Here is a 25495-nt window from a genome sequence, read left to right on the forward strand (position 1 = left end):
GGGCACTCTCATCCGACATGAAGGGCAAACCCCAGAGCATCCACGATCAAGACGGATTGCCGTGCCCGATAACGGAATGTCACCCGCGTCCTGCCGCTGTCCTCTTCCATTCCCAGTTCATGAACTTGGTAAACCATCCCTCTCTTCAACTCTTCCATAAATACTTCGGGTTTGAGCCCGAGGAGGGGAGCCACGCATTTTGCATCGAACACCAAACTGCCGGCCTGGTCCCTTCCTGCGACTTGCGTGCCGACGAGTGTCTGCGGCTTTGCCTGTGAACTGGTCATGTGCGTCACCCGATTGCCGATAACGAGGTACAGGACAGTATGACACCATGGACAGAGGGTCTGTTTGCGATTCGGCAAATCCGCCGCCGCAATCGGTCTTCACCTCCAAAGACACTTGGTCATTGCGTTGCTTTAGTGATCAACGGGCTTTGGCAGGATCGCCGTACTGGATGGCCTGCCCCTCGCGATGGGTCTCGAGGCCGAAGCGGCCGGCCATCTGGTACAGGGAGTCGCGGTCCTTCTGGATGGCCACCAGGCTGGTGATGGCGAAGGTCGAAAGCTCGCGATCGGGCGAATTCGACGCCTCGGTCTGGTAGAGATCGACCAGCCTGTCGTGCAGCCGCAGCTGGGCTTCGACATAGGTTTTGCCGAACGCCTCGCCGCTCGCCTCCGACAGCGATTGAACCGCCTTGGCAGACAGATCCTCCCGCGCGTTGGCCGGGTTGGTGACGGTTCCGGCGGCGCCGAAGCGGTCCGCTTCCTCCTGCTTCAGCGTGCTCGCCGGCGGCAGATTGCGGGACGAGGCCAGGCGCTCGATCTCGCTTCCGAGAGTCCTTTGGGTGTCGGCGATGCGCTGTCCCAGCGCACGCAGCGCATCGTCGGTCGCCCTCTCTGCGACTATGCGTCCCAATTCGGCCTGCCCCCGACCGGCGAGGGCGGCTTCCTTGAGGAACAGGGCGTCCTCATAGGGCAGCGACTGGCCGGGCTGGGGCGGCACCCGCGGATTGGGATCCGGCCGGAGGTTGGCTTGCGACCAGACCGGGGCCGGCATCAAGGCGAACCCCAACAGGGCGAGTGCGGCGATCTTGCGCATGGCGGCTCTCCTTCGGGGGTCCGTCACCCCGTCAACTGGCGGTAAAGGGCGGGCAGCGCCGCGGACAGGCGGCCCACATGCGGGAAGATGGCATAGGCGCCGGGGCCGAAGATGAAGGGGAGATAGTCGCGCCCCTTCTCGTCCACCGTGACGCCGAACAGCTTCAGCCCGGCGCGGCGGGCCTCCAGCACAGCCATCCGGGTGTCCTCGACGGCGTGGCGGCCCTCGTAATGGTCGGTGTCGTTGGGCTTGCCGTCGGTCAGGACCAGCAGCAGGCGGTGCGTGTGGGGACGATCCTTCAACTGGGCGGTGGCGTGGCGCAGCGCCGCCCCCATCCGGGTATAGCGGCCGGGGCGGAGCGCCTGGATGCGGCGCAGGACGCGGGCGTTCAGCGGCTGGCCGAACTCCTTGACGGTGCGCACCTCCACCCGCTGCCGGCGGTGCGAGCTGAAGGTCAGGATGGCGTGCTCGTCGCCGCAGGCGGTCAGCCCGTGGGTCAGGACCAGCAGCGCCTCCTTCTCCACGTCGAGCACGCGGCGGTCCTCCACGTAACTGTCGGTCGACAGCGACACGTCGACCAGGACGCAGACCGACAGGTCACGGGCGATGTTGCGCACGGCGGTGAACACCCGGTCCGATCCGCAACCGCCGGCGCGGCGGTCGGCGACCGACGCGACCAGGGCGGACAGGTCGAGTTCGTCGCCGTCGGGCTGGGCGGGAAGGCGCTGGCGACGGGGGCGCATCGCTTCGAACTGGCGCCGAACCAGACGGATGCGGCGTAGCGCGCCATCGTCCGGCCGCCAGTCCTCCCCTTCCAGCGCCGCCGGTTCGGCGATCACGCGGCAGTGGTCCGGCAGGTAGCGGCGGTGTTTCCAATCCCATTCGGGGTACAGGACCTCGGCGGTAAGCGGTTCAAGGTCGGCATCCGCGGGCGCAAGATCGAGGTCGAGCTTGAGGCGGGTGGCCACCCGGCGCTCGTGTTGACCGAGCGCGATCTCGTCGAGGTCTTCGGCGGCCTTGCGGGCATTCTCCGCGTCGTCATCCTCGACCTTGCGGTTCAGGTTGACCATCTCGGCCAAGCCCAGGATCTTCTCGAAGCGGTTCAGCATCAGAGGATCGTCGCGCTGCGTCTGGTCGCTGTTCCGCCGCGACGCCTTGCGGCGCTTGCCGTCGGCATCCTCGCCGCTTCCGGCCTCATCCTCCGTGCCGGCGGCGGGTGCACTGCCGGCGGGCGGAGCCGACACCTCCCCCCACAGCGGCACCGGCAGGAAGGGACGATAATCGGGAGCGGAGCAAATGCCGTCGAGCGGCGCCGCCGGGTCCGCGGCCAAAGCCCACAACGTCCGGTCGGGTTGGATAGCCGCGCCGAGCAGAGCCATGACCAGCGCCTCCACCGCGGCCTCCTGCCCGGTCAGGCGCCGGGCCGGCCGGGCCGCGCGAAGGGCGGCGCACAGGCGGTCGTGCAGCGGGCGCAGTCCGGGCAGGCTGTCGAGCGCCCGGCCGGTGGCCAAGCGGGCGGTGCGCAGGCGGACAATGTCGGCCTGCAGCGGGTCGTCCGGGAGCGGAAGCGCCGGCGGCGCGTGGGCGAAGAAGGCGGCCAGCCACTCGTAGAGTCCGGCATTGAGCGAGCGCTCGGCGAACAGGTCGATGCTGTCCGGCAGGTGAAGCGTCACGCCGTCGTAACGCGGGCGGGCGAGCTTTTCGACGTCCAGCCCAAGGCGCTGGCGCAGGCCGAGCCGGTGGTGGGAGGTCTCGGCGGTGCCGGCGGCGAGGCGGACGGCGCCGGGGCCGCCCATCGCGCGGAACAGCACGCCGAGGCGGACGCGCATGTCGTCCAATCTGACCGCGGCCTCCGGGTGGAGCCGGTAGGAGGCCGTATTGCCGACGAGGCGGTGCCACAGGCCGCCGACGAATTCCTCCGGTTCCCAGAAAGATGCCATGGCGTCCCTCACCCGATCGTGAGTTCGGCGGTCCGCAGCAGGGCCGCCTTCACCTCGTCGTCGTCGGTCAGCGGCTCGACCATGGCGGCCAGAACCGCGTCGTCGCGCGGCAGGCCGGAGCGGATCAGCGTGGCGCAATAGATCAGCAGGCGGGTCGAAACACCCTCCTCCAGATCCTGGCCCTTCAGCGCGCGGAGCGCGTTGGCGAGGCGGACCAGCGGAGCGACTTGGTCGTGTTCCAGCCCGCTTTCCCGTGCGACGATGGCCGTTTCCGCCTCCGGTGCCGGGAAGTCGAAAGTGATGGCGACGAAACGCTGGCGGGTGCTGGGCTTCAGGGATTTCAGGATGTTCTGGTAACCGGGGTTGTAGGAAACCACCAGCATGAAGTCCGGCGGTGCTTCCAGCGTCTCGCCGGTGCGCTCCAGCGGCAGGATGCGGCGGTCGTCGGTCAGCGGGTGCAGCACGACGGTGACGTCCTTGCGCGCCTCCACCACTTCGTCGAGATAGCAAACGGCGCCCTCCCGTACGGCACGGGTCAGCGGGCCGTCGACCCACACGGTATCGCCACCCTTCAGCAGGTAGCGGCCGGTCAGGTCGGCGGCGGTCAGGTCGTCGTGGCAGGATACGGTGTGGAGCGGCCGGCCCAGCCGCGCCGCCATGTGGGCGACGAAGCGCGTCTTGCCGCAGCCGGTCGGCCCCTTCAGCAGCACCGGCAACCGGTTGCGGTGGGCGTGCTCGAACAGCGCCACCTCGTTGCCGGTCGCCGCGTAGAAGGGGACCGCCATGCCGTCCGGCCCGGTCGTCATTCGGCCGGCGCCACGGAGGGCCGCGACCGCTGCGGGATTTGCTCGCGGGCCGGGCCGAACATCGCGTAGAGGAAGAGCAGCACCGACAACGCCACGACGATGCCGGAGCCGAGCCGCATCCAGTAGAACAGCGCAAGCTGATCCTGCACCTCCATGTAGGTCATGCCCATGACGCGCTGGAGATGGACCTGGACGACCCCGGCGAAGGTCAGGGTGAAGGTCATGAAGGCCATCGCCGAGGTCATGATCCAGAAGCTCCACATGTTGAGCACCTGGTTGTAGGGCGCACGATTGCTCAGGTTGGGCATGGCATAGGAGATCATCGACAGGTTCAGCATCACATAGGCGCCGAAGAAGGCGAGATGCCCGTGTGCCGCGGTGACCTGGGTGCCGTGGCTGTAGTAGTTGACGAAGGACAGGGTGTGCAGGAAGCCCCAGACACCGCCGCCGAAGAAGGCCATCACCGGCGTGCCCAGCGTCCACAGGAAGGCCGCCTTGTTCGGATGGTCGCGCCGGCCCTTCCAGGCCATGGAGAAGGCGAACAGCACCATGGCGAAGAAGGGTGCGACCTCCAGCGTCGAGAAGACGGAGCCGATCCACTGCCAATAGCCGGGCGCGCCGATCCAGTAATAATGGTGCCCGGTGCCGAGCAGTCCGGAGAACAGGGCAAGTCCGACGATGGCGTAGAGCCATTTCTCCACCACCTCGCGGTCGACGCCGGTCATCTTGATGACCAGGAAGGCAAGGATGGAGGCCATGATCAGCTCCCACACACCCTCGACCCACAGATGGACGACGTACCACCAGTACAGCTTGTCCACCGCGATGTTGCCGGGATTGTAGAAGGCGAACAGGAAGAAGATCGCCAGGCCCCAGAGTCCGAGCAGCAGGACGTTGGTGACCGCCGTGCGCCGCCCGCGCAGGACCGTCAGCGACACGTTGTAGAGGAAGATCAGCGCCGCCACGACGATGCCGATCTTGACCCACAGCGGCTGTTCCAGGAACTCGCGCCCGCCATGGATGCCCAGCATGTAGCTGCCGACCGCCCCCAGCGCGCCGACCATCAGGATCACCAGCTGCGCATAGGCCAGCATCGGGCTTTCGATGTCGCGCTCCGCCTCTTCCGGGATCAGGTAATAGGCGGCGCCGAAGAAGCCCAGCAGCAGCCAGACGATCAGCGCATTGGTGTGGATCATGCGCAGGATGTTGAACGGCAGGATCTCCGACAGGAAGTTCGGGATCACATAGACGGTTCCGGCCAGGGCCCCGAACAGGATCTGGACGCCGAACAGCGCCATGGCGCAGACAAAGTACCAGTAGGCGATACGTTGCGTGGCGAATCTCATCCGATGGCCCCCCTCAGCCCGCGTTGTTCGGTGGCCAGCCCTGGGTCTTGACGCGGCTGGTCCATTCCAGGAAATCGACCAGATCGTCGAGTTCCTGGTCGGTGAGGTTGAATTGCGGCATCTGGCGGCGCCCTTCGACGCCGCTCGGCTGCGACTGCATCCACGCCTTCAGCGCGTCGCGTGCGCCCTGCGGATCGTCGCGTCCGCCATAGCGGACCCAAACATTGCCGAGTTCCGGCGCGAAATAGGCACCTTCCCCCAGCAGCGTGTGGCAATTGATGCAGGAATTCCTTTCCCACACATGTTTGCCGCGAACCACGCTCTCACTCAGCGTCGATTCGTCGGTGCTGACCGTACGCATGTAATAGTGGGTGTGGGCGGTCAGAAGGACGAATACCACAAAGAAGAATGCGGAGCCGCCGTAGAAGATGTTTCGCGTGGCCGATTTGGTCAGGCGTTCAGCCATCGTCACCCTCCTTCAGCATGCGCTGTCTCGGGTTGAAGGTGCTGCGTCGACCCTACAACTCGACCGTGCTCACGGACGGGTGGCATAGGGCTGGCACCGAAGATTGAATGGATTAAGCGCTTTGGTTCCATTTTTGGCGTCTCCCTCCGTTGAGCTGACTGCTGCGTGTCGACACCTGCCAGCCACGGAATGCGCCTTGCTGTGAGCAGCGATCAGTTCGCTTGCGGCGAAGGTCGGCTGCGATACTGAAACGCTCCGGGGCTGGATAAGCCCATCAATGCCTTCGCCGAAACGATTTACGGCCATAGAAAGGCCGAGGTTGTCCGCCGCCGCGGACCGCGGCGTACTTAGGAAGCCATCGCGTTCGCCACCCTGGAAAGGGTGGACCGCTTTGGTCACCGGCAACTGCTCGAACCCATCCGCAACAGGCCTCCCGCTGAGACCAATGCACGTTGTTCCGTCCGAACCGCGAGCGTGCCCATGGCAGCGTGTTCCCGGTCAAATGGCCTCCGAAAAATTCGGCGCGGTTCAATCCCGGTGCGGTTCACTCAGCGTCGGATCATCGGCTTGAGCCAGGGCGAGATGGCGAAGACGTCGGTGAAATATCCCTGCTTGATGACCGCGCATCCCGCCTTGTGGATGTTGGCGGGCAGCGAGCCCAGCTCCCCCTTTCGGGTCACCACATGGATCGAGCGGCGGAACCCGGAGGTCGGCAACGGCAGCACGCGCATATGGTTCAGGTGCTGACGGCTTTTCACCAGCGCGGTCGGCGGAAGCAGGCTCCATCCCATCTCTTCCGCCACCATCGCCATAACGGTGTCGGTGGCGTCGAAGGCGAAGCTGCGCGGCACCTCCATCCCCAAGCGCCGCAGATGCTGATCCACCAGCCGGCCAAGCGCGCTGTCCGTCGTGCTGCGGATCAGCGGCAGGGTCCGGGACAGCGCCCGCAGGGCGGTTTCATCGACGACCTCGGGGCAACTGCGCGGCAGCAGCAGCACGAACGGTTCGGTAAGCAGGCACAGACTGTCGACCTGGTCCATATCGTCGAAGCTGTCGTTGGTGAACAGCACGTCCAGCCGGCGGGCGAGGAATTGTTCGCGCAGTTGCCCGCACAGACCCGACGCGATGCTGAAGGACGGAACATTGTCGCGCAGCCGCTGAAGCAGCCGGGGAATGAAGGGTGCCGCCAGCGTGTCGATGCAGCCGATGCGCAGCTCCGGCATGAATGGCGCGTCCGTTCCGCCGATCGCCGCCGGCAATTGCCGCGCATCGGTCAGGATGCGGTTGCTCCAGTGCCAAAGCCGCTGCCCGGCGGCCGTCAGCGCCATGGGTCTGATGCTGCGGTCGAGCAGCTGGGTAGCGAAAGCGGTTTCCAGCTGGCGCACGACATGCGACACCGCCGATTGCGTCAGTCCGAGCCGGCCGGCGGCGCGGGTCATGCTTCCCAGTTCGGCAACGGCGACGAACACTTCCAGGGATCCCAGGTCGAAGTCGCGGTGATGCATGGGGCTCCCGTCTTTGGGGTTGGTGGTGGCAGCGCCTTGCATACTATCTTATGCCTGATGCTCTCATGAATGAGGCTCATGCCGACCATGAAATAAATTTCTCCGGCTGACGGTAACCGTGATTTTCGCGGCAGCCTGAAGGACCTGCTTGCAAGTTCCGCCGGAGACCATGCCATGACGCTGCCCCCTGACGATCTCCCTTCCCCCACCGCCGCCGCCCGGCGGATCGGCGATTGGGTCGCGGGTCTGCAACGAAGCGATGTGCCGGAACCGACCGCTGCCGTCGCGCTGGACTGCATCGTCGACACGCTGGGGGTGGCACTCGCCGGGACCAGGGAGGCGGCCACCCGACTGGCGGCGGACGACGCGCTCGAAAGCTATGCCGCGGGACCTTCGCGGCTGCTGACCGGCGGCCGCCTGTGCGCGGAGGGCGCCGCCTTCGCCAATGTCGCGGCCGCCCATGCGCTGGATTTCGACGACAATAGCTATGCCGGTTTCGTCCACGGCTCCGCCGTCGTGGTGCCGACGGCGCTGGCGATGGTCGAGGCGGCCGGCGGTACGGGGAGCGATCTGCTCACCGCCGTCGTGGCCGGTGCGGAGGCGCAATACGCGTTGGCGGAGGCGGTCGGCAACGGGATCTATCATGCTGGCTGGTGGACCACCGCGCTGTTCGGCACCGTCGGCGCCGCCGCCGCCAGCGCGAAGGCCCTCGGTTTGGACGGACGAGTGGCGGCCGATGCCATCGCCTTTGCGCTGTGCGGGACCGGGGGTTTGCGCGCCTGCTTCGGCACCGGTGCCAAGCCGCTGCTGGCCGCACAGGCCGCGGCGAACGGAGTGCGGGCCGCCCGGCTGGCCGCGCGAGGCCTGACCGTGCCCCATGGGGTGGTGGAGGATTCGCGTGGTTTCGCCCGGCTGATTGCGGCGGGCCGTTTCGATCCGACGGCCCTGGATGCGCTCGGTCGACGCTGGCGCCTGCTCGACCCCGGCATCGACACCAAACTCTATCCGGTTTGCCTGTCCGCTCATGCCGCCATTGATGCGGTGCACGACCTGATGGCGGAGCAAGGGCTCGCACCCGGCGACATCCGGGCCATCCACTGCCGGGTCCCGCCGGTGGTGGCCGCCAATCTGACCTATGACCGCCCGATGACTTCGGGAGAAGCCCGCTTCAGCCTGCCTTTCGCGGTGGCCTGCGCGATGCTGCACGGAACGCTGACGCTGGACCATCTGGATGAGGCGACACTCGCCGATCCGGTGATGCGCGAAGCCATCGACCGTGTCTGCATGACGGCCGATCCGGAATGGAACGCCGATCCCGACCGCGCCCGCTGCGCGCCGGAAGGCGCCGAGGTGGGCATCGTAACGACGTCGGGGGAGCGCTTCGTCCGCTTCTGCGCCTCGGCACGTGGCACGGTGGCCCGCCCACTGTCGGCGGTGGAGCATGCAGCCAAGTTCCTGACCTGCGCCGCCCGCGCGGTCGGGCAGGACGGAGCGGAACGCCTCCACCGGAAATTGCGTCGGCTCGAGGCAGAGTCCGACCTGTCCCGCCTGTTCGACCTTGCCCACCATGTCGGCTGTTCATGATGTCGATGAAAATCGGTCATGATGGGCATGCCGGTCCACCGGCGGCGGCCTGCTTTTTCGGCAAGCGGGCACATCGAACCATGCGCGAAAAGCGCAGGAAAACCAGCAGTTTCACCGAGAGTGCGCTGCACAAAATCTATGCGCATCGACCGGCTGCCTAAGATTTAGACCATCCGTCGCCCGGTTTGTCGTCTTCCCGCCGCCCTTTCCTCCTGCGGCGGCCCTGTGAGACCGTTTCGATCAAGCGGAAACCAAGGTCCGCCCTTAAGGACCGGCAAACAGAGGGGCTTTCATGATGATGCGACGTTTGGTGGCACGGGCGGTGCTCTCGGCCATCCTGCTGTCCGGGACGGCCATGTCGGTCCAGGCCGCGGGCACGCTCAAGGTCTCGGTGGATTCGAACCTGAACACGCTGGACCCCGCCAAGATGAAGGGCGGCCAGGAGTATGTCGCCGCCTATCTGATCTTCAACGGCCTGACCGTCATCGGCCACGACATGACGGTGAAGCCCGATCTGGCGGAGCGCTGGGAGCACAGCGACGACCTGAAGACCTGGACCTTCCACCTACGCAAGGGCGTCAAGTTCCACAACGGCAAGGACCTGGAGGCCGAGGACGTCGTCGCCACCATCGCCCGCATCCAGGACAAGGCCACCGGCTCCACCGCCCGCGTCAATTTCGAGATCGTGGAGTCGATGAAGGCGCTGGACCCGCTGACCGTCCAGTTCCAGTTGAAGACCCCCTATGCCGGCTTCGCCGAGCTGTTCGGCGAGCGGCAGGCGCGCATCGTGCCGCGCGACGCCGTCGACACGCTGGCTTCCAAGCCGGTCGGCACCGGCCCGTTCGAATTCGTCTCCTTCGCCCCCGGCGACCGCATCGTCCTGAAACGCAACCCCAACTATTTCGAACCCGGCCTGCCGAAGCTGGACGAGGTGGTGGTGCGCATCCTGCCGGAACCGGCGGCCCAGGTGGCGGCGCTGACCACCGGCGAGCTGGATCTGGTGTGGAACCTGCCGCTGGAGGCCATCGACAAAGTCAAGGCCGACCCGAATCTGAAGATCGACTCCGTCCCGACCTCGACCTGGGACGGCGTGATCATGAACAACAAGGTGAAGCCCTTCGACGATCCCCGCGTGCGCAAGGCGGTGGCGATGGCGCTCGACAAGCAGGCGATCACCCAGATCGCGCTGTTCGGCAACGGCACCCCGACCCATTCGCCGATCCCGCCGAGCCATCCCTACTACAACAAGGATCTGAAGATCGCCAAGGGCGACCCGGCCGGGGCGAAGAAGCTGCTGGCCGAGGCCGGCTATCCCAACGGCTTCGAGGTCACGCTGCACACGCCGGCCGGCCGCGCCACCCGCGAACGTCTCGGCCTCGCCGTGCGCGAACTGCTGAAGCCGGCGGGCATCACCGTCAATGTCCAGCGCGTTCCCTTCGACGTCTTCCTGAAGGATATCGAGGGCAAGGCCGGCTTCTACATCGACGGATTCTTCAGCCGTCCGACCATCGATACCTCCGTCTATCCCTGGTACCACTCGCAGGGGTCGTGGAACACCGCGCTGTGGAGCTACTCCAACCCCAAGATGGACACGCTGCTCGACAGCGCCCGTCAGGCGAAAAGCGATGAAGAGGCCAAGTCGCTCTACGGCCAGGTCCAGGCGCTGGCGGTGGAGGATTCGCCCGGCGTCATCCCCTACGTCATCAACCACATCAACGGCCTCAGCACCAAGGTGCACGGGTTCCATTCGCACCCGATGATGTTCCTCGACCTGCGCGACGTGTCGATCGACTGAGGCCGACCGGAAACCGGCCGCGTCCATGGCGGCCGGTTTCCCTCCTCCTTCCGGGGATGCTGCCCATGCTTGCCTACACATTGACCCGTCTCGTCTATCTGGCGCTGGTCCTGGCCGTGATGTCGGTCCTGATCTTCCTGGTGACGCAGGCCATGCCCGGCGACGTCGCCTCGATGATCGCCGGCCAGTTCGCCTCGAAGGAGGTGGTGGACGCCATCGCGGTCAAGCTCGGGCTGGACCAGCCTCTGGTCGTCCAGTACGGACAGTGGGCGGCCGGCATCCTGCGCGGCGACCTCGGCCGCTCGCTGGTGCTGGAACAGCCCATCGCCCCCATCCTGATGGAGGCGCTGGCCCGCTCGCTGGTTCTGGCCGTCGTGGCGCTGGCGGTGGTGGCGGTGGTCGGCATCGGGCTCGGCGTCCTGGCGGCTGTGCAGCGCGGCAAATTGACCGACCAGCTGGTCTCCGGCATCTCCTATCTCGGCATCGCGGTCCCTGACTTCTTCTGGGCCATCGTGCTGGTGCTGATCTTCGGCAGCTACATGAAGCTGCTGCCGACCGGCGGTTATGCCCCGATCGCCGACGGCTTTCTGCCCTGGGCCTCGCATCTGGTGCTGCCGGTCATCACGCTGGTGCTGATGCTGCTGGCCCGCATCGCCCGGCTGACGCGGTCCAGCATGATCGACGTGCTGCAGACCAACTACGTGAAGTTCGCCCGCGCCAAGGGCATGCCGGAATCGGTGGTCATCCTGCGCCATGCGCTGAAGAACGCGCTGCTGCCGACCATCACCGTGCTCGCCATCGACTTCGGCCTGATCCTGGGCGGCGTGGTGGTGATCGAGACGATTTTCTCCTATCCGGGGATGGGCCGGCTGCTGCTGTTCGCCATCCAGCGCCACGACCTGCCGCTGATCCAGGCGACGATCCTGGTGGTCTCCGCCGCCTACTGCCTCGCCAACCTGACGGCCGACCTGCTCTACGCCTATGTGAACCCGAAGATCCGCCACGGCATGAAGGCCGCCTGACATGACCGACGCGACTCCCGTCCAACCGCCCCCCGTCCAGCTTGCGCCGCGCCGCCGACTGCCGTCCCTGCCCGTCTCGCTGATCGTCGGTATGGTCCTGCTCGCCCCGCTGTTGGTAGCCGCCGTCGCCGGTTCCTGGATCGCCCCCTACCCCTATGACGAAATGAACATCATGAGCCGGCTGCAGCCGCCCGGCCCGGAGTTCTGGTTCGGCACCGACGAGTTCGGCCGCGACGTGTTCAGCCGTACCCTGGTCGGCACCGGCAGCTCGCTGGTGATGGGCGTTGCCGCCACGGCGCTGAGCCTGTTGGCCGGCGTGCCGTTGGGGCTGATCGCCGGCTACAAGGGCGGGCGCATCGGCGAGGCGATCATGCGGGCCATGGACGTGCTGATGTCTTTCCCGCCGATCCTGCTGGGCATCCTGGTGCTGGCCGTCACCCAGCCGGCGCAATGGAAGGCCATCGTCGCCATCGGCATCGTCTATGTGCCGCAGGTGGTCCGCCTGACCCGCGCCATCACGCTGGAGCTGATGCAGGAGGAGTTCATCACCGCCGCCCGCCTGCGCGGAGAGAACGCCGCCTACATCCTCTTCCATGAAATCCTGCCGAACATCTGGCCGCCGCTGGCGGTGGAAGCCAGCCTGCGCGTGGTCTTCGCCATCCTGCTCGGCGCTTCGCTCAGCTTCATCGGCATGGGGGCGCAGCCGCCCTCCTCCGACTGGGGCCTGATGATCAGCGAGGCGCGGCCCTTCGTGGAGCAGGCGCCCTGGATCGCGCTCTGCCCCGGCTTCGCGCTGGCAACCGCGGTGATCGGCATCAACCTGCTGGGCGACGGGCTGCGCGCCCTGCTCGACCCGCGCAACACGGGAGCGCACTGAGATGATGACCGCTCCGCAAGCCCGCCCGGCCGTCGCCCCGGTGACCGCCACGGCCTCCGCGCCCGAACCCGCGCCGCTGCTGGATGTCCGCGGCCTGACCATCAGCTACGGCAATGCCCGCGGCACGCTGCGCGCCGCCAGCGACGTCGGCTTCGCCATCCGTCCCGGCGAGGTGATGGGTCTGGTCGGCGAGTCCGGATCGGGCAAGAGCACCATCGCCATGGCCATCCTCGATCTGCTGGGCGGGGGCGGCCGGGTGGACTCCGGCGAGATCCTATTCGACGGTATCGATCTGCGCCGCTTGCCGGCGGCCGAGCGCCGGGCGCTGCGCGGCGACCGCATCGCCGCAGTCTTCCAGGACCCCTTCACCTCGCTGAACCCGGCGCTGACCGTCGGCCGCCAGATCGCCGAACCGCTCATCCAGCACAAGAGCCTCTCCCCCCGGCAGGCCGCCGCACGGGTGCTGGATCTGCTGGCGGAGGTCGGCATCCGCGATCCCCGCCGCGTCGCCGCCGCCTATCCGCACGAGCTGTCGGGCGGCATGCAGCAGCGGGCGCTGATCGCCACCGCGCTGGGCTGCGAGCCGAAGCTGCTGATCCTCGACGAGCCGACCACCGCGTTGGACGTAACGGTGGAGGCCCGCATCATCGATCTGCTGGCGAAGCTGTGCGACACCCACCAGCTCAGCGCACTGTTCGTCTCCCACAATCTCGGCATTGTCAACCGCATCTGCCAGACCGTCACCGTCCTTTACGGCGGGCTGGTGGTGGAGACGGGACCGACCGGCCGCGTGCTGTCCCGCCCGGCCCATCCCTACAGCAAAGGGCTGGTCGCCGCCCTGCCGCGCATCACCGCCGGCCGGCGGCACCGCCTGCCCTCGATCCCCGGCACGGTCGCCAAGCTGTCCGGGCCGCCCGCCGCTTGCGTCTTCGCACCGCGCTGCCCCTTCGCCGAGGAGACCTGCCGCAGCCGGCCGCAGGCGATGCTGACGGACGCGGCCGGCGACGGCGTACGCTGCTGGAAGGCCGACGCCCTGGCCGGCACCCCCTGGCCCGACGATGAGGCCGCGGCCCGCCCGCCCGCGCCGCAGGCACCGGTGCAGCACTCCACCCCGCTGGTGGAGGTCGACCATCTGCGCAAGGTCTACGGCGCCAACCGCTCCGTCCTGCCCTGGCTGCGCCGGGCCGGCACCGTGGCGGTGGAGGATGTCTCCTTCACCGTCGGCCGTGGCGAGGTGGTGGGCGTGGTCGGCGAAAGCGGCAGCGGCAAGAGCACCATCGGCCGCGCCCTGCTGGCGCTGACCGAACCAAGCGCCGGCACCGTGCTGTTCGACGGGGCCGACCTGACCCGGCAGGTGAAGCAGGGCGACCAGGACTTGCGCCGGCGCGCCCAGTTGGTCTTCCAGAATTCCGCCGCTTCGTTGAACCCGCGCAAGACGGTGGGGGCGGCGATGGACCGGCCGCTGGTGCTGGCCGGCCGGGCGGACGCGGAGGAGCGTTGCCGGACCGTCGCCGGCCTGCTGACCCGCGTCGGATTGCCGGCTGCCTATGCCGACCGCTATCCGCACGAACTGAGCGGCGGCGAACGCCAGCGCGTCAACATCGCCCGCGCACTCGCCACCGATCCCGACTTCGTCGTCTGCGACGAGGCGGTGTCGGCGCTCGACGTGTCGGTCCAGGCCAACATCCTGAACCTGCTGGCCGAACTGCGCGACGAGATGGGGCTGTCCTATCTCTTCATCACCCACGATATCGCCGTGGTGTCACACATCGCCGACCGCGTGCTGGTCGTCTATGGCGGCACCATCTGCGAGGAGGGTCCGACCGGCCGCGTGCTCCGCCCGCCCTACCATCCCTATACCGAGGCGCTGCTGTCCGCCGTGCCCCGGCTGGCCGAGGATGGGCAGGAGGCGCCGCGAATCCTGCTGGAGGACGCGGCCCCCACCCTCGGCGGACAGGGCTGCGCCTTCGCCGCCCGCTGCCCGCGCAAGCTGGGCGCGGTCTGCGACGAGCAGGCTCCGCCGGTCCACCGGACGGAGGACGGCCACCGCATCGCCTGCCACATCCCGCTGGCGACGCTGGCCGAACGCGCCGCGGTCTTCCCGGAACTGGCCGGCGACGCGCCGCTCCGCTGACCGGTCCATTCTGAACGCCTAGCCCACCGGCGCACCCCACCAGGGGCGCCGCACACCACCCCCTTGCCTTCCGATCCATACCCAAACCTAGCCAGGGCTTCCGCCATGACCGTCCACACCCGCATCCGCCAGTTCAACACGAAGAAGACCTATCCCGAGCAATCGATCGACAACGACCTGTGCCAGACCGTGGTCGCGCGCGGCACCATGGTCTTCGTCCGCGGCCAGATCGGCCAGAACCTCGACACCAGCGAAAGCGTCGCCGTCGGCGATGCCGCCGGCCAGACCGAGCAGGCGATGTCCAACATCAAGATGCTGCTGGAAGAGGCCGGCTCAAAGCTGGAGCACATCTGCAAGATCACCGTCTACATCACCGATCCGCGCTACCGCGAGCCGGTCTACCGCACCATCGGCAAGTGGCTGAAGGGCGTCTACCCGGTGTCCACCGGCATCGTGGTCAGCGCGCTCGCCCGACCGGAATGGGTTGTGGAGGTCGATGCGACCGCGGTGATCCCGGACGCCTGAGACTCAGGTCCCGCCGCCAACCGTCCCGCCAACCGACAAGAAGAACCGCCGCCATGACCACCAGCCTGACCAACCCGCCTCGCCGCGAGCTGCAGAGCTTCCTCGACTTCCCGATCTGCACCGACTTGGACCAGCTTGACGGCCATATCGGCATCCTTGGCATCCCCTACGGCGATCCCTATTCGATCGACGAGGTGACCAACGACCAGACCAACGCCCCGACCTGGGTGCGCCGCTACACGGAGCGGGCGCTGCGCAAGCTGGAGCGCTGGGACTTCGACATCGGCGGCCCGCTGCTGGGCGGCAAGGACATCAAGGTGGTGGATTGCGGCGATGTGAAGGCCGATCCCCGCAACCTCGACCTGCATTACCGCAATGCCGAGGCGGTGGTGCGCCGGATGCTCGCCAAGGGCATGCTGCCTATCGTCATCGGCGGCGACCACGGCATCCCGATCCCGGTGCTGCGCGCCTACGACGACCAGGGGCCGATCACCCTGGTCCACATCGATGCCCATCTCGATTGGCGCGACGACGTGAACGGCGCCCGCAACGGCTATTCCAGCCCGATCCGCCGCGCCGCCGAGATGGATCATATCGGCCAGATCTTCCAGATCGGCCTGCGTTCCGCCGGCAGCGCCCGGCCGGAAGAGGTCGAAGCAGCGATTGCTTATGGCGCGGTGCTGGTCCCCGACGTCGAATTGCAGGACATCGGCATGAAGGCAGTGCTCGACCGCATTCCCGATGGCGGCCGCTATTACCTGACCATCGACGCCGACGGAATGGATCCGACCATCATGCCGGCGGTCAACGGGCCGGCACCGGGCGGCGTCACCTATCCGCAGATCCGCACGCTGATCCACGGGCTGGTCGCCAAGGGCCGCGTCGTCGGCATGGACATCGTGGAGATCACGCCGAAGAAGGATCTCAACGGCATCACCGCGATCACCGCCGGCCGCATCATCTGCAACCTGATCGGCAAGACCATCCAGGCCGGCTATTTCGACGCCAAATGACGGGGACGGGGACGGGGAGCATGGAGCGATGACCGCCGCCCGCCGGCTAGACCGGCTGTTCTGCGACCGGGCGCTGCTGGCCGGCGGCTGGGCGTCGGGAGTGCTGCTGCGCTTCGACGCGAAGGGGCTGATCGCCGTCATCGAAACGGAGGTGGACAAGCCGCCGGCCGGAGTGGAGCGGGCCGCCGGGCCGGTCATCCCCGGCATGCCCAACCTGCACAGCCATGCCTTCCAGCGGGCGATGGCCGGGCTGACCGAGCGGTCCGGGCCGGCCGAGGACAGCTTCTGGACCTGGCGGGAGGTGATGTACGGCTTCGTCCGCCGCATCGATCCCGACGGGCTCCAGGCGGTGGCCGCGATGGCCTACGCCGAGATGCTGGAATGGGGCTATACCTCGGTGGCGGAGTTCCACTACCTCCACCACGCCCCCGACGGCCGGCCCTATGCCGATCCGGCCGAGATGTCGATGCGCATCCTGGCCGCGGCGGACGCCACCGGCATCGGGCTGACCCATCTGCCGGTGCTCTACGCCCAGGGCGGTTTCGGCGGACAGCCGACAGGTGAAGGGCAGCGGCGTTTCCTCAACACTCCCGACCGGCTGCTGGCCATCGTCGAAACCTGCCGCGCCGCGCCCGGCGGGCATCGCGTCGGTATGGCCCTGCATTCCCTGCGCGCGGTGTCGCCCGATGCCATGGCGGCGGCGCTGGAGGGAATGGCGGCGCTCGATCCGGAGGCGCCGATCCACATCCACGTCGCCGAGCAGACGGCGGAGGTTGAGTCCTGTCTCAGTTGGTCGGGGCGGCGGCCGGTGGAATGGCTGCTCGACCGCGGCTGGCCGGGGCCGTCCTGGTGCCTCGTCCACGCCACCCACGTCACCGCGGCGGAGGTGGCGGCCATCGCGGCCTCGGGCGCCGTGGCGGGTCTCTGTCCGACGACCGAAGCCGACCTCGGCGACGGGCTGTTCCCGGCGCGCGACTTCCTGGTGCAGAGCGGCCGGTTCGGCATCGGCTCCGACAGCCAGATCGTCATCGACGTGGCGGAGGAGCTGCGCCTGCTGGAATTCGGACAACGGCTGTCCGCAAGGCGGCGTAATCTGCTGGCGCCAGGGCCGGGGGCCTCGACCGGGGCATCGCTTTACCGGAAGGCAGTTGCCGGGGGTGCGCAGGCGCTGGGCCTGCCCCAGCCGGCGGGCGGACTCAAGGCCGGCCAGCGCGCCGACCTCGTCGTGCTCGATCCTGACGACCCACGCCTCTACGGCCGCAGCGACGACACGCTTCTCGACACCTATGTCTTCGCCGGCGCCCGCAATCCCGTGCGCGACGTCTTCGCGGCCGGACGGCCGGTGGTTCGCGACGGCCGGCATGTCGATGCCGATGCGATCCGCAACGGCTGGCGTCGTGCCGTCGACCGGCTGCAAGCCGCCTGATTGAAATTCCCAACGAACAGGGACGACCCCGATGACGGCGACCATCGACATCCTCGACCGGCTGGTGGGCTTCAACACCGTCAGCCGCGACAGCAACCTCGACCTGATCCGCTGGGTGCAGGAACGGCTGGAAGCCGCCGGTGCCACAACATCGCTGGTGCCGAGCGAGGATGGCCGCAAGGCCAACCTGTTCGCGACGCTGGGGCCGGCGGATCGTCCCGGCATCCTGCTGTCCGGACACAGCGACGTGGTGCCGGTCGAAGGGCAGGCCTGGACCAGCGATCCCTTCCGCCTGACCCGCCGCGACGGCAAGCTGTTCGGCCGGGGCACCGCCGACATGAAGGGCTTCATCGCCGCGGCACTGGCCCTGTTCGACCGCGCCGCCGGCCGCCCCCTGTCCCAGCCGCTGCATCTGGCCCTGTCCTATGACGAGGAGGTCGGCTGCCTCGGCGTCCGCCGCCTGATCGAGATGATGGCGGCCTTGCCCGTCCGGCCGCGCTTCTGCATCGTCGGCGAGCCGACCGGCATGCAGGTAGTCACCGCCCACAAGGGCAAGACCGCTCTGCGCGCCGAGTGCCACGGCGTCGAATGCCATTCGAGCCTGGCGCCGCAGGGCCTGAACGCCATCCACATGGCGAGCGACCTGCTGACCGGCCTGCGCCGCATCCAGAAAAGCCTGAGCGACGAAGGCGCCCATGACGGCGCCTATGACGTGCCCTGGACCACCATCCATGCCGGGGTCATCCAGGGGGGCGAGGCATTGAACATCGTGCCGAACCGCTGCCGTCTCGACTTCGAAATCCGCCATCTGCCGCAGGATCCGGTGGAACCGCTGCTGGACGGCATCCAGGCGGAAGCCGACGCCATCGTCCGGCGTCTGCGTCCCGATTTCCCGACCGCCGGTCTGACCATCGCCGAGCTTTCCAGCTATCCGGCGCTCGACACCGACCGTACCGCAGAGGTGGTTGCCTTCGTCAAATCGCTGACCGGCGGCAACAGCACCGGCAAGATCTCCTTCGGCACGGAAGGCGGACTGTTCCAGCAACGGCTGTCGATGCCCACCGTGGTGTGCGGCCCCGGCAGCATCGGCGAAGCCCACAAGCCCGACGAATTCATCGCCGAGGACCAATTGGCCGCCTGCGACCGGATGTTGGATGCTCTGCTCGTGCAGATGGCCTGACGCCGCTCCGCGTCCATCCCGATCGATGGGGCGCCTGATTGACGAACTTCACCTGTTCGCAGGCCTGGAACCCTTCGGTACCGCCCTCAAGTCCCTGGCCGCCCGGCAGGCGGCGGGCATTCCGCACCGGAACCATCTGGGTTGCGGAATCGAAGGGATCGCCCGCGCGGATCGCAGACGCGGCCTCGGTAAAGATCGCCTCGGCCTCCAACAGCTGCTCGGCCATCCGCTGGGGTGTCCGGCGCACGGCTGGCGACCATCGCATTGATCGAACCGGAGCTGCGCGGTGGCCGGTACGCCCTGTGCACCATGTGCATTGGTGTCGGCCAGGGCATCGCACCCTTGTTCTGTGAGCGATTGACACCCGATCACAGTGCTTGCTGCAGTTCCGGCACAGCCTTGAACAGGTCGGCGACGAGGCCGTAATCGGCGACCTGGAAGATCGGCGCCTCCTCGTCCTTGTTGATCGCAACGATCACCTTGCTATCCTTCATGCCGGCCAGATGCTGGATGGCGCCCGAGATGCCGACGGCGACGTACAGCTCCGGTGCCACGATCTTGCCGGTTTGCCCGACCTGATAATCGTTCGGCACGAAGCCGGCATCGACCGCCGCGCGGCTGGCGCCAACCGCCGCGCCCAGCTTGTCGGCGATGGCCTCCAGCAGGTGGAAATTGTCGCCCGATTGCATGCCGCGCCCGCCGGAAATCACGATGCGGGCGGAGGTCAGTTCCGGCCGCTCCGACTTCGACAGCTCGGCCGAGACGAAGCTCGACAGGGCGGGATCGGCGACCGCTGCGACGCTCTCGACCGGGGCGCTGTTGGTGGCGGCGGCGGCCTCGAAGGCGGTGGTGCGGACGGTGACGACCTTCACCGGATCGGACGACTGCACCGTGGCGATGGCGTTGCCGGCATAGATCGGCCGCTCGAAACTGTCGGCGGAGACCACGGCGGTGATGTCGGAGATCATCGCCACGTCGAGCAAGGCGGCGACGCGCGGCAGCACGTTCTTGCCCACCGAAGTGGCGGCGGCGAGGATATGGCTGTAGCCGGAGGCGAGCGACACCAGCAGCGCCGCGACCGGCTCGGCCAGGGCGTGCTCGTAGGCGGCATCGTCGGCGAGCAGCACCTTGGCGACGCCGGCCAGCTTGGCGGCCTGCTCGGCGGCCGGGGCGGCATTGCGGCCGGCGACGAGGAGGTGGGCGTCGCCACCGAGCTTGGCGGCGGCGGTCACCGCGTGGGCGATGGCGGGCTTCAGGGTGACGTTGTCGTGGTCGGCGAGGATCAGGATGGGCATGGCGGATTCCTCTGGCGGGCGGAGTGTTGGCAGTGCGGGCACTTGCCCCCACCCCGACCCTCCCCCGCTGGGCGGGGGAGGGGGTAGGTGCTTAGGCGGGAGAGCGGCGGCAGTTCCCTCCCCTGCGTAGCGGGGGAGGGTTAGGGTGGGGGCACCGGGGCCGGCGCTCAGATCACCCGCGCCTCGTTCTTCAGCTTGTCGACCAGGGTGGCAACGTCCGGCACCTTGATGCCGGCCTGACGTTTGGCCGGCTCGGTGACCTTCAGCGTCTTCAGACGCGGCGTCACATCGACGCCCAGCGCATCCGGCGTGACGGTCTCCAGCGGCTTCTTCTTCGCCTTCATGATGTTGGGCAGCGAGGCATAGCGCGGCTCGTTCAGGCGCAGGTCGGCGGTGACCACCGCCGGCAGCTTCAGCTCCACCGTCTCCAACCCGCCGTCGATCTCGCGCGTTACCGCGACCTTGCCGTCGCCGGCAACCACCTTCGATGCGAAGGTGCCCTGGCCCCAGCCGAGCAGCGCCGCCAGCATCTGGCCGGTCTGGTTGCAGTCGTCGTCGATCGCCTGCTTGCCGAGGATCACCATCCCCGGCGCTTCCTTCTCGACCAGGGCCTTCAGCAGCTTGGCGACGGCGAGCGGTTCGGTCGTCACGTCGGTCTGCACCAGGATGGCGCGGTCGGCACCCATGGCCAGCGCCGTGCGCAGGGTCTCCTGGGCCTGGGTCGGGCCGACGGAAACGACCACGATCTCGGTCGCTGTGCCGGCTTCCTTCAGGCGCACGGCTTCTTCGACGGCGATCTCGTCGAAGGGGTTCATGCTCATCTTCACGTTGGCGGTCTCGACGCCGCTGCCATCCGCCTTGACGCGGACCTTCACGTTGTAGTCGACCACCCGCTTCACAGGGACGAGGATCTTCATGGCTTGCATCCTTATGCGGCTCTGATGTCTGCAAGGAAGCGATTGATCTCCTGATGGAGGTCCCCCGCCTGCCGCGCGAGATCGTTGGAGGCGCTCAGCACGTCCCCCGCCGCGGTCTTGGTGGTGTCGGCCGACCGCGCGACGCTGTCGATGATGGTGGTGACGGAATGAGTGGCCTTGGCGACCTGGGCGGCATTGGTGGCGATCTCGGCGGTCGCCGTTTCCTGTTCCTCCACCGCTTCGGCGACGATGCCGGAGATGCGGCCCATGTCCTGGATCACCGCGACGATCTGGCCGATGGCGGCGGCGGCGCCGTCGGTCACCGACTGCATGGTCGCGATCTGGCTGCCGATCTCGTCGGTCGCCCTCGCGGTCTGCGCCGCCAGATGCTTCACCTCGCCGGCGACGACGGCGAAGCCCTTGCCGGCCTCGCCCGCCCGTGCCGCCTCGATGGTGGCGTTCAGCGCCAGCAGGTTCGTCTGGGCCGCGATATCGTGGATCAACTGGACCACCGCGCCGATGCGGCTGGCCGTCTCCACCACCACGCGCATGGTCTCCCCCGCTTCGGCCGTCGCCCCGACGGCCGCCTGGGTGATGCGGCCGGATTCGTCGATATAGCGGCTGATGTCGGTGATCGAGGCGCTCAGCTGGTTGGCCGCCGACGCCACCGTGCCGACGCTGGCCGCCGTCTCGTCGGCCGCAGCGGTGACGCTGGTCGCCTCGTTCAGCGTGCGGTCTGCACCGATGCTCATAGAGCGTGCCGTCGCCTCCAGCCCCTCGGCCGCCGCGGTTACCGCCCGGACGATGCCGCCAACCCGCAGGTCGAAATCCTGCGTCATCCGCTCCAGTTCCTGCGCCCGCTCGTCGCGCAGGGCACGGACACGCTCCTGTTCGGCATGGAGCGCGTCGGCGCGGATCAACGCCTCCTTGAAGACCTGCATGGCTCCGGCCATCCGCCCGATCTCGTCGCCCCTTTCGGTCGCGGGGATGTCCAGCCGGCGGTCGCCCTCTGCGAGGCGCTGCATCGCCGCGCACATGGCCGTCAGCGGCCGGACGATGCCGCGGGCCAGCAGGGTCCCGGCGAGGCTGACGACCAGGAGCAGGGCGGCGCCTACCCCGATCATCTGGTTGCGCATGGCGCGGACGGGAGCCTGGATTTCGTCGACCGACGCCTCCGCCAGCACCAGCCAATGCAGCCCGCCATGGCTCACCGGCCGATAGGCGGCGAGAGCCGGAGAGCCGCCGCCGAAGCTGGTGGCCTCCATGACGCCGATATGGTCGGGGTCGGCTTTCGCCGCCGCGACGACGGGGCTGTCATAAGGCGCCAGTACGCCCTGCCCGCCGGAGAAACGCGGCGTGCTGCGCAGACGCCCGTCCTCCCCGATCAGAAAGGTGTCTCCGGTTTCTCCCATGCCGTCACTCGCCAGCATGATGCGGTCGAGCCCGCCCGCTTCGATCCTGAATACCAGCGTCGCCAGAAGCTGTTGGCGACCGTCCGGGAACCGAAGGGCGACCGGCGCCGCCAGGAATGCGGAGGCGGCTTTGCCGACGCCATAGGGCGCGAAGTCGGCAATCATCGCATCGCCGGCCATGGTGCCCGCCATGACGCCGTCCACAAGGCGACGCAACGCGCCGTCGGCGACCGCTTTGGCGAAATCGTCGCCCTTGGCGGCGCTGTAAAGAACGGTGCCGTCCGGCGCCACCAGCAGCACGTCGGCCAGGCCGCGCCGCTGCATCAGATCGCTCATCCAGCCATGCAGGCGCAGATGCGCCGTGTCGTACATGGCGTTGTCGGCCGATTTCTCCAGCTTGTAACGCTCGGCCGCCGGATAGGGATTGTCGTCGACATAGCGTTTGCGCAGTAGGGCGGTAGGATCGCCACGGTCGGCTTCGATCCGCCAACCGTTGACGAGGGCCACCGTCGCATCGCGCATGGACCGGGTGTTGGCGGTCAGCACGACATCGCCTTCCAGACCGTCGAGGTAGGACCGCACGCTGGCGGCGCGGGCATCGGCCAGCGCCACCAGCTTTTCACCGGCAGCCGCTCGCAGGCGGCTCGATGCCGCGGAGTAGGCGAAGCCGCCGAGCAGGATCGCCGTGACCACCGCGGCGCCCACCAGCGCGCCGGGAATCCTATGGCGCAGCAGCAATTGCTTTCCTTTGGGGCGGGACATCAGCGATTCCCCTTTCCGGGCAGCCGAGCCATCAGCTCGCCGACGATGCCGCGGCGGAAGAGCAGGACGCAGACGACGAAGATGCAGCCGATGACGACCGGCACCGGCAGGCTGGTGGAGGCGAGGTAGCTTTCCAGCGTCACCACCAGTCCGGCACCCACCACCGGGCCGAACAGCGTGCCCATGCCGCCCAAGAGCGTCATCAGCACCACCTCGCCCGACATCTGCCACGTCACGTCGGTCAGGCTGGCGAGCTGGAACACCAACGCCTTGGTCCCGCCGGCGAGCCCGGCCAGCGAGGCCGACAGCACGAAGGCGACCAGCTTGTAGCGGTCGGTGCGGTAGCCGAGCGAGACGGCGCGCGGCTCGTTCTCGCGGATCGCCTTCAGCACCTGCCCGAAAGGCGAATGGACCGTGCGCCAGATCAGGGCGAAGCCGGCGATGAAGATCGCCAGCACGGTGTAGTACATGGTCAGCGGCTGGCTGAGGTCGAACAGCCCGAACAGCAGGCCGCGCGGCACGCCCTGGATGCCGTCCTCGCCGTGGGTGAAGGGCAGCTGCAGCGCCAGGAAGAACACCATCTGGCTCAGCGCCAGCGTGATCATGGCGAAATAGATGCCCTGCCGGCGGATGGCGATCAGGCCGAAGACCAGCCCCATCAGCCCGGCCACCACGGTGGCGGCGAGCAGGCCCGCCTCCGGCGTCCAGCCCCATTCCTTCACGGTGTGGGCGGCGATGTAGGCCGCCCCGCCGAAGAAGGCGGCATGGCCGAAGCTGAGCAGGCCGGCGAAGCCGATCAGCAGGTTGAAGGCGCAGGTGAACAGCGCGAAGCACAACACCTTCATCAGGAAGACGGGATACAGCACGAAGGGTGCCAGGACCGCCAGCAGCAGCCCGGCCCCGGTCAGCAGGATTTTCGGCGAGCCGCCAGATATGACGAGGCTTTCTTCCAGTGTGTCGCGGGTTTGCATGGTCATGGCTATCTCTCCCGTCCGAACAGGCCGGCCGGCTTCATCATCAGCACCACGGCCATGATCACGAACACCACGATGTTGGAGGCTTCCGGGTAGACCACCTTGGTCAGCCCCTCAAGCAGCCCCAGCCCGAGACCAGTGACGATGGCGCCGAGGATCGAGCCCATGCCGCCGATTACCACCACCGCGAACACCACGATGATCAGGTTCGACCCCATCAGCGGCGACACCTGATAGATCGGCGCCGCCAGCACCCCGGCCAGCCCGGCCAGCGCCACGCCGAAGCCGTAGGTCAGCGACACCATCACCGGCACGTTGATGCCGAAGGCCTGGACCAGCGTCGGGTTCTCCGTCGCCGCGCGCAGATAGGCGCCCAGCTTCGTCCGCTCGATGGCGAACCAGGTGCCCAGGCACACCAGCAGCGACGCCACTACCACCCAACCCCGGTAGGTCGGCAGATATATGAAGCCCAGGTTGGTGCCGCCCTTCAGCAGGTCGGGAATGGGATAGGGCTGGCCGGAGACGCCGTACTGATGGCGGAAGGCGCCCTCGAAGATCAGCGCCAGCCCGAAGGTCAGCAGCAGTCCGTAGAGATGGTCGACCTTGTAGAGCCGGCGCAGCATGGTGCGCTCCAGAACCAGCCCGACGGCGCCGACCACCAGCGGCGCCAGCAGCAGCGCCCCCCAGTAACCGACGCCGGCATAGCTCAGCAGCAGCCACGCCACGAAGGCGCCGACCATGTAGAGCGCACCATGCGCCATGTTGACGACGTTGAGCATGCCGAAGATCACCGCCAGCCCCAGGCTGAGCAGCGCATAGAAGGAGCCGTTGATCAGGCCGAGCAGAAGCTGGCCGAACAGGGCCTGCGGCGGAATGCCGAGCAGTTGGGACATCGGGCGTCTCTCTCCCGCTCACACGCCGAGATAGGTGTGGAGCTTGTCCATGTTGGCGTCGAGCTGGTCGTTGGGGATCATGTCCACCACATGGCCCTCCTCCATCACGTAATGGCGGTCGGCGATGGTGGCGGCGAAGCGGAAGTTCTGCTCGACCAGCACGATGGTGAAGCCGCGGGCCTTGAGCGCCCGCACGGCGACGCCGATTTGCTCGATGATGACCGGGGCCAGCCCCTCGGTCGGTTCGTCCAGCAGGATCAGGGTGGCGCCGGTGCGCAGGATGCGGGCGATCGCCAGCATCTGCTGCTCGCCGCCCGACAGGCGCGTGCCCTGGGTCGAGCCGCGGCCCTTCAGGTTGGGGAACAGGTCGTGGATCTGCGGGACCGTCATCCCGCCTTCCTTCACCACCGGCGGCAGCGTCAGGTTCTCGTCCACGCTGAGCGAAGAGAAGATGCCGCGCTCCTCCGGCACATAGCCGATGCCGAGGCGGGGGATCTTGTGCTGGGCCATGCCGATCAGTTC

Annotated in this window: 22 protein-coding genes and 1 pseudogene; 10 read left to right on the forward strand and 13 right to left on the reverse strand. The window is 67.8% G+C overall.

Features of this window, described 5'->3' with window-relative positions; translation table 11 throughout:
- Positions 1-8: 8 nt before the first annotated feature.
- The 6 genes from FZ029_RS22365 to FZ029_RS22390 all read right to left on the reverse strand — a co-directional run bounded on the left by FZ029_RS22365 (position 9) and on the right by FZ029_RS22390 (position 5659).
- Positions 9-287, reverse strand: coding sequence for a DUF6522 family protein (locus tag FZ029_RS22365; RefSeq protein ID WP_149271988.1), 279 nt, complete (start codon positions 285-287; stop codon positions 9-11).
- Positions 288-426: 139 nt separating this feature from the next.
- Positions 427-1101, reverse strand: coding sequence for a DUF4142 domain-containing protein (locus FZ029_RS22370; RefSeq protein ID WP_149271989.1), 675 nt, complete (start codon positions 1099-1101; stop codon positions 427-429).
- 23 nt (positions 1102-1124) lie between these two features.
- Positions 1125-3041 (reverse strand): VWA domain-containing protein, encoded by a 1917-nt coding sequence (locus FZ029_RS22375; protein ID WP_149271990.1) that lies wholly within the window; start codon positions 3039-3041, stop codon positions 1125-1127.
- Positions 3042-3049: 8 nt separating this feature from the next.
- Positions 3050-3847 carry a CbbQ/NirQ/NorQ/GpvN family protein gene (locus tag FZ029_RS22380; RefSeq protein WP_149271991.1) on the reverse strand — a complete coding sequence of 266 codons (798 nt, stop codon included), beginning with the start codon at positions 3845-3847 and terminating at the stop codon, positions 3050-3052.
- Positions 3844-5193, reverse strand: a complete 1350-nt coding sequence (locus tag FZ029_RS22385; protein ID WP_149271992.1) for a cbb3-type cytochrome c oxidase subunit I — start codon at positions 5191-5193, stop codon at positions 3844-3846. The genes FZ029_RS22380 and FZ029_RS22385 overlap by 4 nt, the downstream gene beginning before the upstream one ends.
- A gap of 13 nt (positions 5194-5206) precedes the next feature.
- Positions 5207-5659: a cytochrome c gene (locus FZ029_RS22390; RefSeq protein WP_149271993.1), complete on the reverse strand. Its 453-nt coding sequence runs from the start codon at positions 5657-5659 to the stop codon at positions 5207-5209.
- Between the two features lie 276 nt (positions 5660-5935).
- Between FZ029_RS22390 and FZ029_RS33670 the strand changes: the two are divergent.
- A pseudogene (locus FZ029_RS33670) lies at positions 5936-6100 on the forward strand (IS3 family transposase); the annotation flags it as partial.
- A 107-nt stretch (positions 6101-6207) separates the two neighbouring features.
- Here FZ029_RS33670 and FZ029_RS22395 read toward each other — a convergent pair.
- Positions 6208-7164, reverse strand: a complete 957-nt coding sequence (locus FZ029_RS22395) for a LysR family transcriptional regulator (RefSeq protein ID WP_246457368.1) — start codon at positions 7162-7164, stop codon at positions 6208-6210.
- A gap of 174 nt (positions 7165-7338) precedes the next feature.
- On the opposite strand from FZ029_RS22395, the gene FZ029_RS22400 reads away from it, so the two are divergent.
- From FZ029_RS22400 to argE, 9 genes are all read left to right on the forward strand, one after another.
- A complete protein-coding gene (locus tag FZ029_RS22400) occupies positions 7339-8748 on the forward strand; it encodes an MmgE/PrpD family protein (protein WP_149271994.1) in 1410 nt (469 codons plus the stop codon).
- Between the two features lie 292 nt (positions 8749-9040).
- Entirely contained in the window at positions 9041-10543 is a 1503-nt protein-coding gene (locus FZ029_RS22405) for an ABC transporter substrate-binding protein (protein ID WP_247892445.1), read from the forward strand.
- 65 nt (positions 10544-10608) lie between these two features.
- Entirely contained in the window at positions 10609-11565 is a 957-nt protein-coding gene (locus FZ029_RS22410) for an ABC transporter permease (protein WP_149199975.1), read from the forward strand.
- A gap of 1 nt (position 11566) precedes the next feature.
- Positions 11567-12442, forward strand: coding sequence for an ABC transporter permease (locus tag FZ029_RS22415; protein WP_149271995.1), 876 nt, complete (start codon positions 11567-11569; stop codon positions 12440-12442).
- 1 nt (position 12443) lies between these two features.
- Complete coding sequence (locus tag FZ029_RS22420) at positions 12444-14576, forward strand: ABC transporter ATP-binding protein (protein ID WP_149271996.1); 2133 nt, start codon at positions 12444-12446, stop codon at positions 14574-14576.
- A 105-nt stretch (positions 14577-14681) separates the two neighbouring features.
- Positions 14682-15101, forward strand: a complete 420-nt coding sequence (locus FZ029_RS22425; protein ID WP_149271997.1) for a RidA family protein — start codon at positions 14682-14684, stop codon at positions 15099-15101.
- A 53-nt stretch (positions 15102-15154) separates the two neighbouring features.
- Entirely contained in the window at positions 15155-16114 is a 960-nt protein-coding gene (locus tag FZ029_RS22430; RefSeq protein ID WP_149271998.1) for an agmatinase, read from the forward strand.
- 28 nt (positions 16115-16142) lie between these two features.
- On the forward strand, positions 16143-17540 hold the full coding sequence (locus FZ029_RS22435) for a formimidoylglutamate deiminase (protein WP_149271999.1): 1398 nt from the start codon (positions 16143-16145) through the stop codon (positions 17538-17540).
- A 31-nt stretch (positions 17541-17571) separates the two neighbouring features.
- On the forward strand, positions 17572-18720 hold the full coding sequence (argE, locus tag FZ029_RS22440) for an acetylornithine deacetylase (RefSeq protein WP_149272000.1): 1149 nt from the start codon (positions 17572-17574) through the stop codon (positions 18718-18720).
- Between the two features lie 368 nt (positions 18721-19088).
- Here argE and FZ029_RS22450 read toward each other — a convergent pair whose 3' ends face one another.
- From FZ029_RS22450 to FZ029_RS22480, 6 genes are all read right to left on the reverse strand, one after another.
- Positions 19089-20015, reverse strand: coding sequence for an FAD-binding protein (locus FZ029_RS22450; protein WP_149272002.1), 927 nt, complete (start codon positions 20013-20015; stop codon positions 19089-19091).
- Between the two features lie 167 nt (positions 20016-20182).
- A complete protein-coding gene (locus tag FZ029_RS22460; protein ID WP_149272003.1) occupies positions 20183-20932 on the reverse strand; it encodes an electron transfer flavoprotein subunit beta/FixA family protein in 750 nt (249 codons plus the stop codon).
- 11 nt (positions 20933-20943) lie between these two features.
- Positions 20944-23106: a methyl-accepting chemotaxis protein gene (locus FZ029_RS22465; RefSeq protein WP_149272004.1), complete on the reverse strand. Its 2163-nt coding sequence runs from the start codon at positions 23104-23106 to the stop codon at positions 20944-20946.
- Complete coding sequence (locus FZ029_RS22470) at positions 23106-24077, reverse strand: branched-chain amino acid ABC transporter permease (RefSeq protein ID WP_247892447.1); 972 nt, start codon at positions 24075-24077, stop codon at positions 23106-23108. Before FZ029_RS22470 ends, FZ029_RS22465 begins: the two co-directional genes overlap by 1 nt.
- 8 nt (positions 24078-24085) lie before the next feature.
- A complete protein-coding gene (locus FZ029_RS22475) occupies positions 24086-24973 on the reverse strand; it encodes a branched-chain amino acid ABC transporter permease (protein ID WP_149272006.1) in 888 nt (295 codons plus the stop codon).
- 18 nt (positions 24974-24991) lie between these two features.
- Positions 24992-25495: ATP-binding cassette domain-containing protein (locus FZ029_RS22480; RefSeq protein WP_149272007.1), on the reverse strand; the 504-nt coding region annotated here is incomplete at its 5' end.

Source organism: Azospirillum sp. Sh1, from assembly GCF_008365135.1.
Lineage (GTDB): Bacteria > Pseudomonadota > Alphaproteobacteria > Azospirillales > Azospirillaceae > Azospirillum > Azospirillum oryzae.

Bases quoted from the DNA above. Each gene is read 5' to 3' on its own strand.
- FZ029_RS22390 (WP_149271993.1), bottom strand. From the start codon at position 5,659: ATGGCTGAACGCCTGACCAAATCGGCCACGCGAAACATCTTCTACGGC.
- FZ029_RS22370 (WP_149271989.1), bottom strand. From the start codon at position 1,101: ATGCGCAAGATCGCCGCACTCGCCCTGTTGGGGTTCGCCTTGATGCCG.
- FZ029_RS22375 (WP_149271990.1), bottom strand. From the start codon at position 3,041: ATGGCATCTTTCTGGGAACCGGAGGAATTCGTCGGCGGCCTGTGGCAC.
- FZ029_RS22470 (WP_247892447.1), bottom strand. From the start codon at position 24,077: ATGCAAACCCGCGACACACTGGAAGAAAGCCTCGTCATATCTGGCGGC.
- FZ029_RS22400 (WP_149271994.1), top strand. From the start codon at position 7,339: ATGACGCTGCCCCCTGACGATCTCCCTTCCCCCACCGCCGCCGCCCGG.
- FZ029_RS22465 (WP_149272004.1), bottom strand. From the start codon at position 23,106: ATGTCCCGCCCCAAAGGAAAGCAATTGCTGCTGCGCCATAGGATTCCC.
- FZ029_RS22430 (WP_149271998.1), top strand. From the start codon at position 15,155: ATGACCACCAGCCTGACCAACCCGCCTCGCCGCGAGCTGCAGAGCTTC.
- FZ029_RS22415 (WP_149271995.1), top strand. From the start codon at position 11,567: ATGACCGACGCGACTCCCGTCCAACCGCCCCCCGTCCAGCTTGCGCCG.
- FZ029_RS22450 (WP_149272002.1), bottom strand. From the start codon at position 20,015: ATGCCCATCCTGATCCTCGCCGACCACGACAACGTCACCCTGAAGCCC.
- argE (WP_149272000.1), top strand. From the start codon at position 17,572: ATGACGGCGACCATCGACATCCTCGACCGGCTGGTGGGCTTCAACACC.
- FZ029_RS22410 (WP_149199975.1), top strand. From the start codon at position 10,609: ATGCTTGCCTACACATTGACCCGTCTCGTCTATCTGGCGCTGGTCCTG.
- FZ029_RS22460 (WP_149272003.1), bottom strand. From the start codon at position 20,932: ATGAAGATCCTCGTCCCTGTGAAGCGGGTGGTCGACTACAACGTGAAG.
- FZ029_RS22385 (WP_149271992.1), bottom strand. From the start codon at position 5,193: ATGAGATTCGCCACGCAACGTATCGCCTACTGGTACTTTGTCTGCGCC.
- FZ029_RS22475 (WP_149272006.1), bottom strand. From the start codon at position 24,973: ATGTCCCAACTGCTCGGCATTCCGCCGCAGGCCCTGTTCGGCCAGCTT.
- FZ029_RS22395 (WP_246457368.1), bottom strand. From the start codon at position 7,164: ATGCATCACCGCGACTTCGACCTGGGATCCCTGGAAGTGTTCGTCGCC.
- FZ029_RS22380 (WP_149271991.1), bottom strand. From the start codon at position 3,847: ATGACGACCGGGCCGGACGGCATGGCGGTCCCCTTCTACGCGGCGACC.
- FZ029_RS22405 (WP_247892445.1), top strand. From the start codon at position 9,041: ATGATGATGCGACGTTTGGTGGCACGGGCGGTGCTCTCGGCCATCCTG.
- FZ029_RS22435 (WP_149271999.1), top strand. From the start codon at position 16,143: ATGACCGCCGCCCGCCGGCTAGACCGGCTGTTCTGCGACCGGGCGCTG.
- FZ029_RS22365 (WP_149271988.1), bottom strand. From the start codon at position 287: ATGACCAGTTCACAGGCAAAGCCGCAGACACTCGTCGGCACGCAAGTC.
- FZ029_RS22420 (WP_149271996.1), top strand. From the start codon at position 12,444: ATGATGACCGCTCCGCAAGCCCGCCCGGCCGTCGCCCCGGTGACCGCC.
- FZ029_RS22425 (WP_149271997.1), top strand. From the start codon at position 14,682: ATGACCGTCCACACCCGCATCCGCCAGTTCAACACGAAGAAGACCTAT.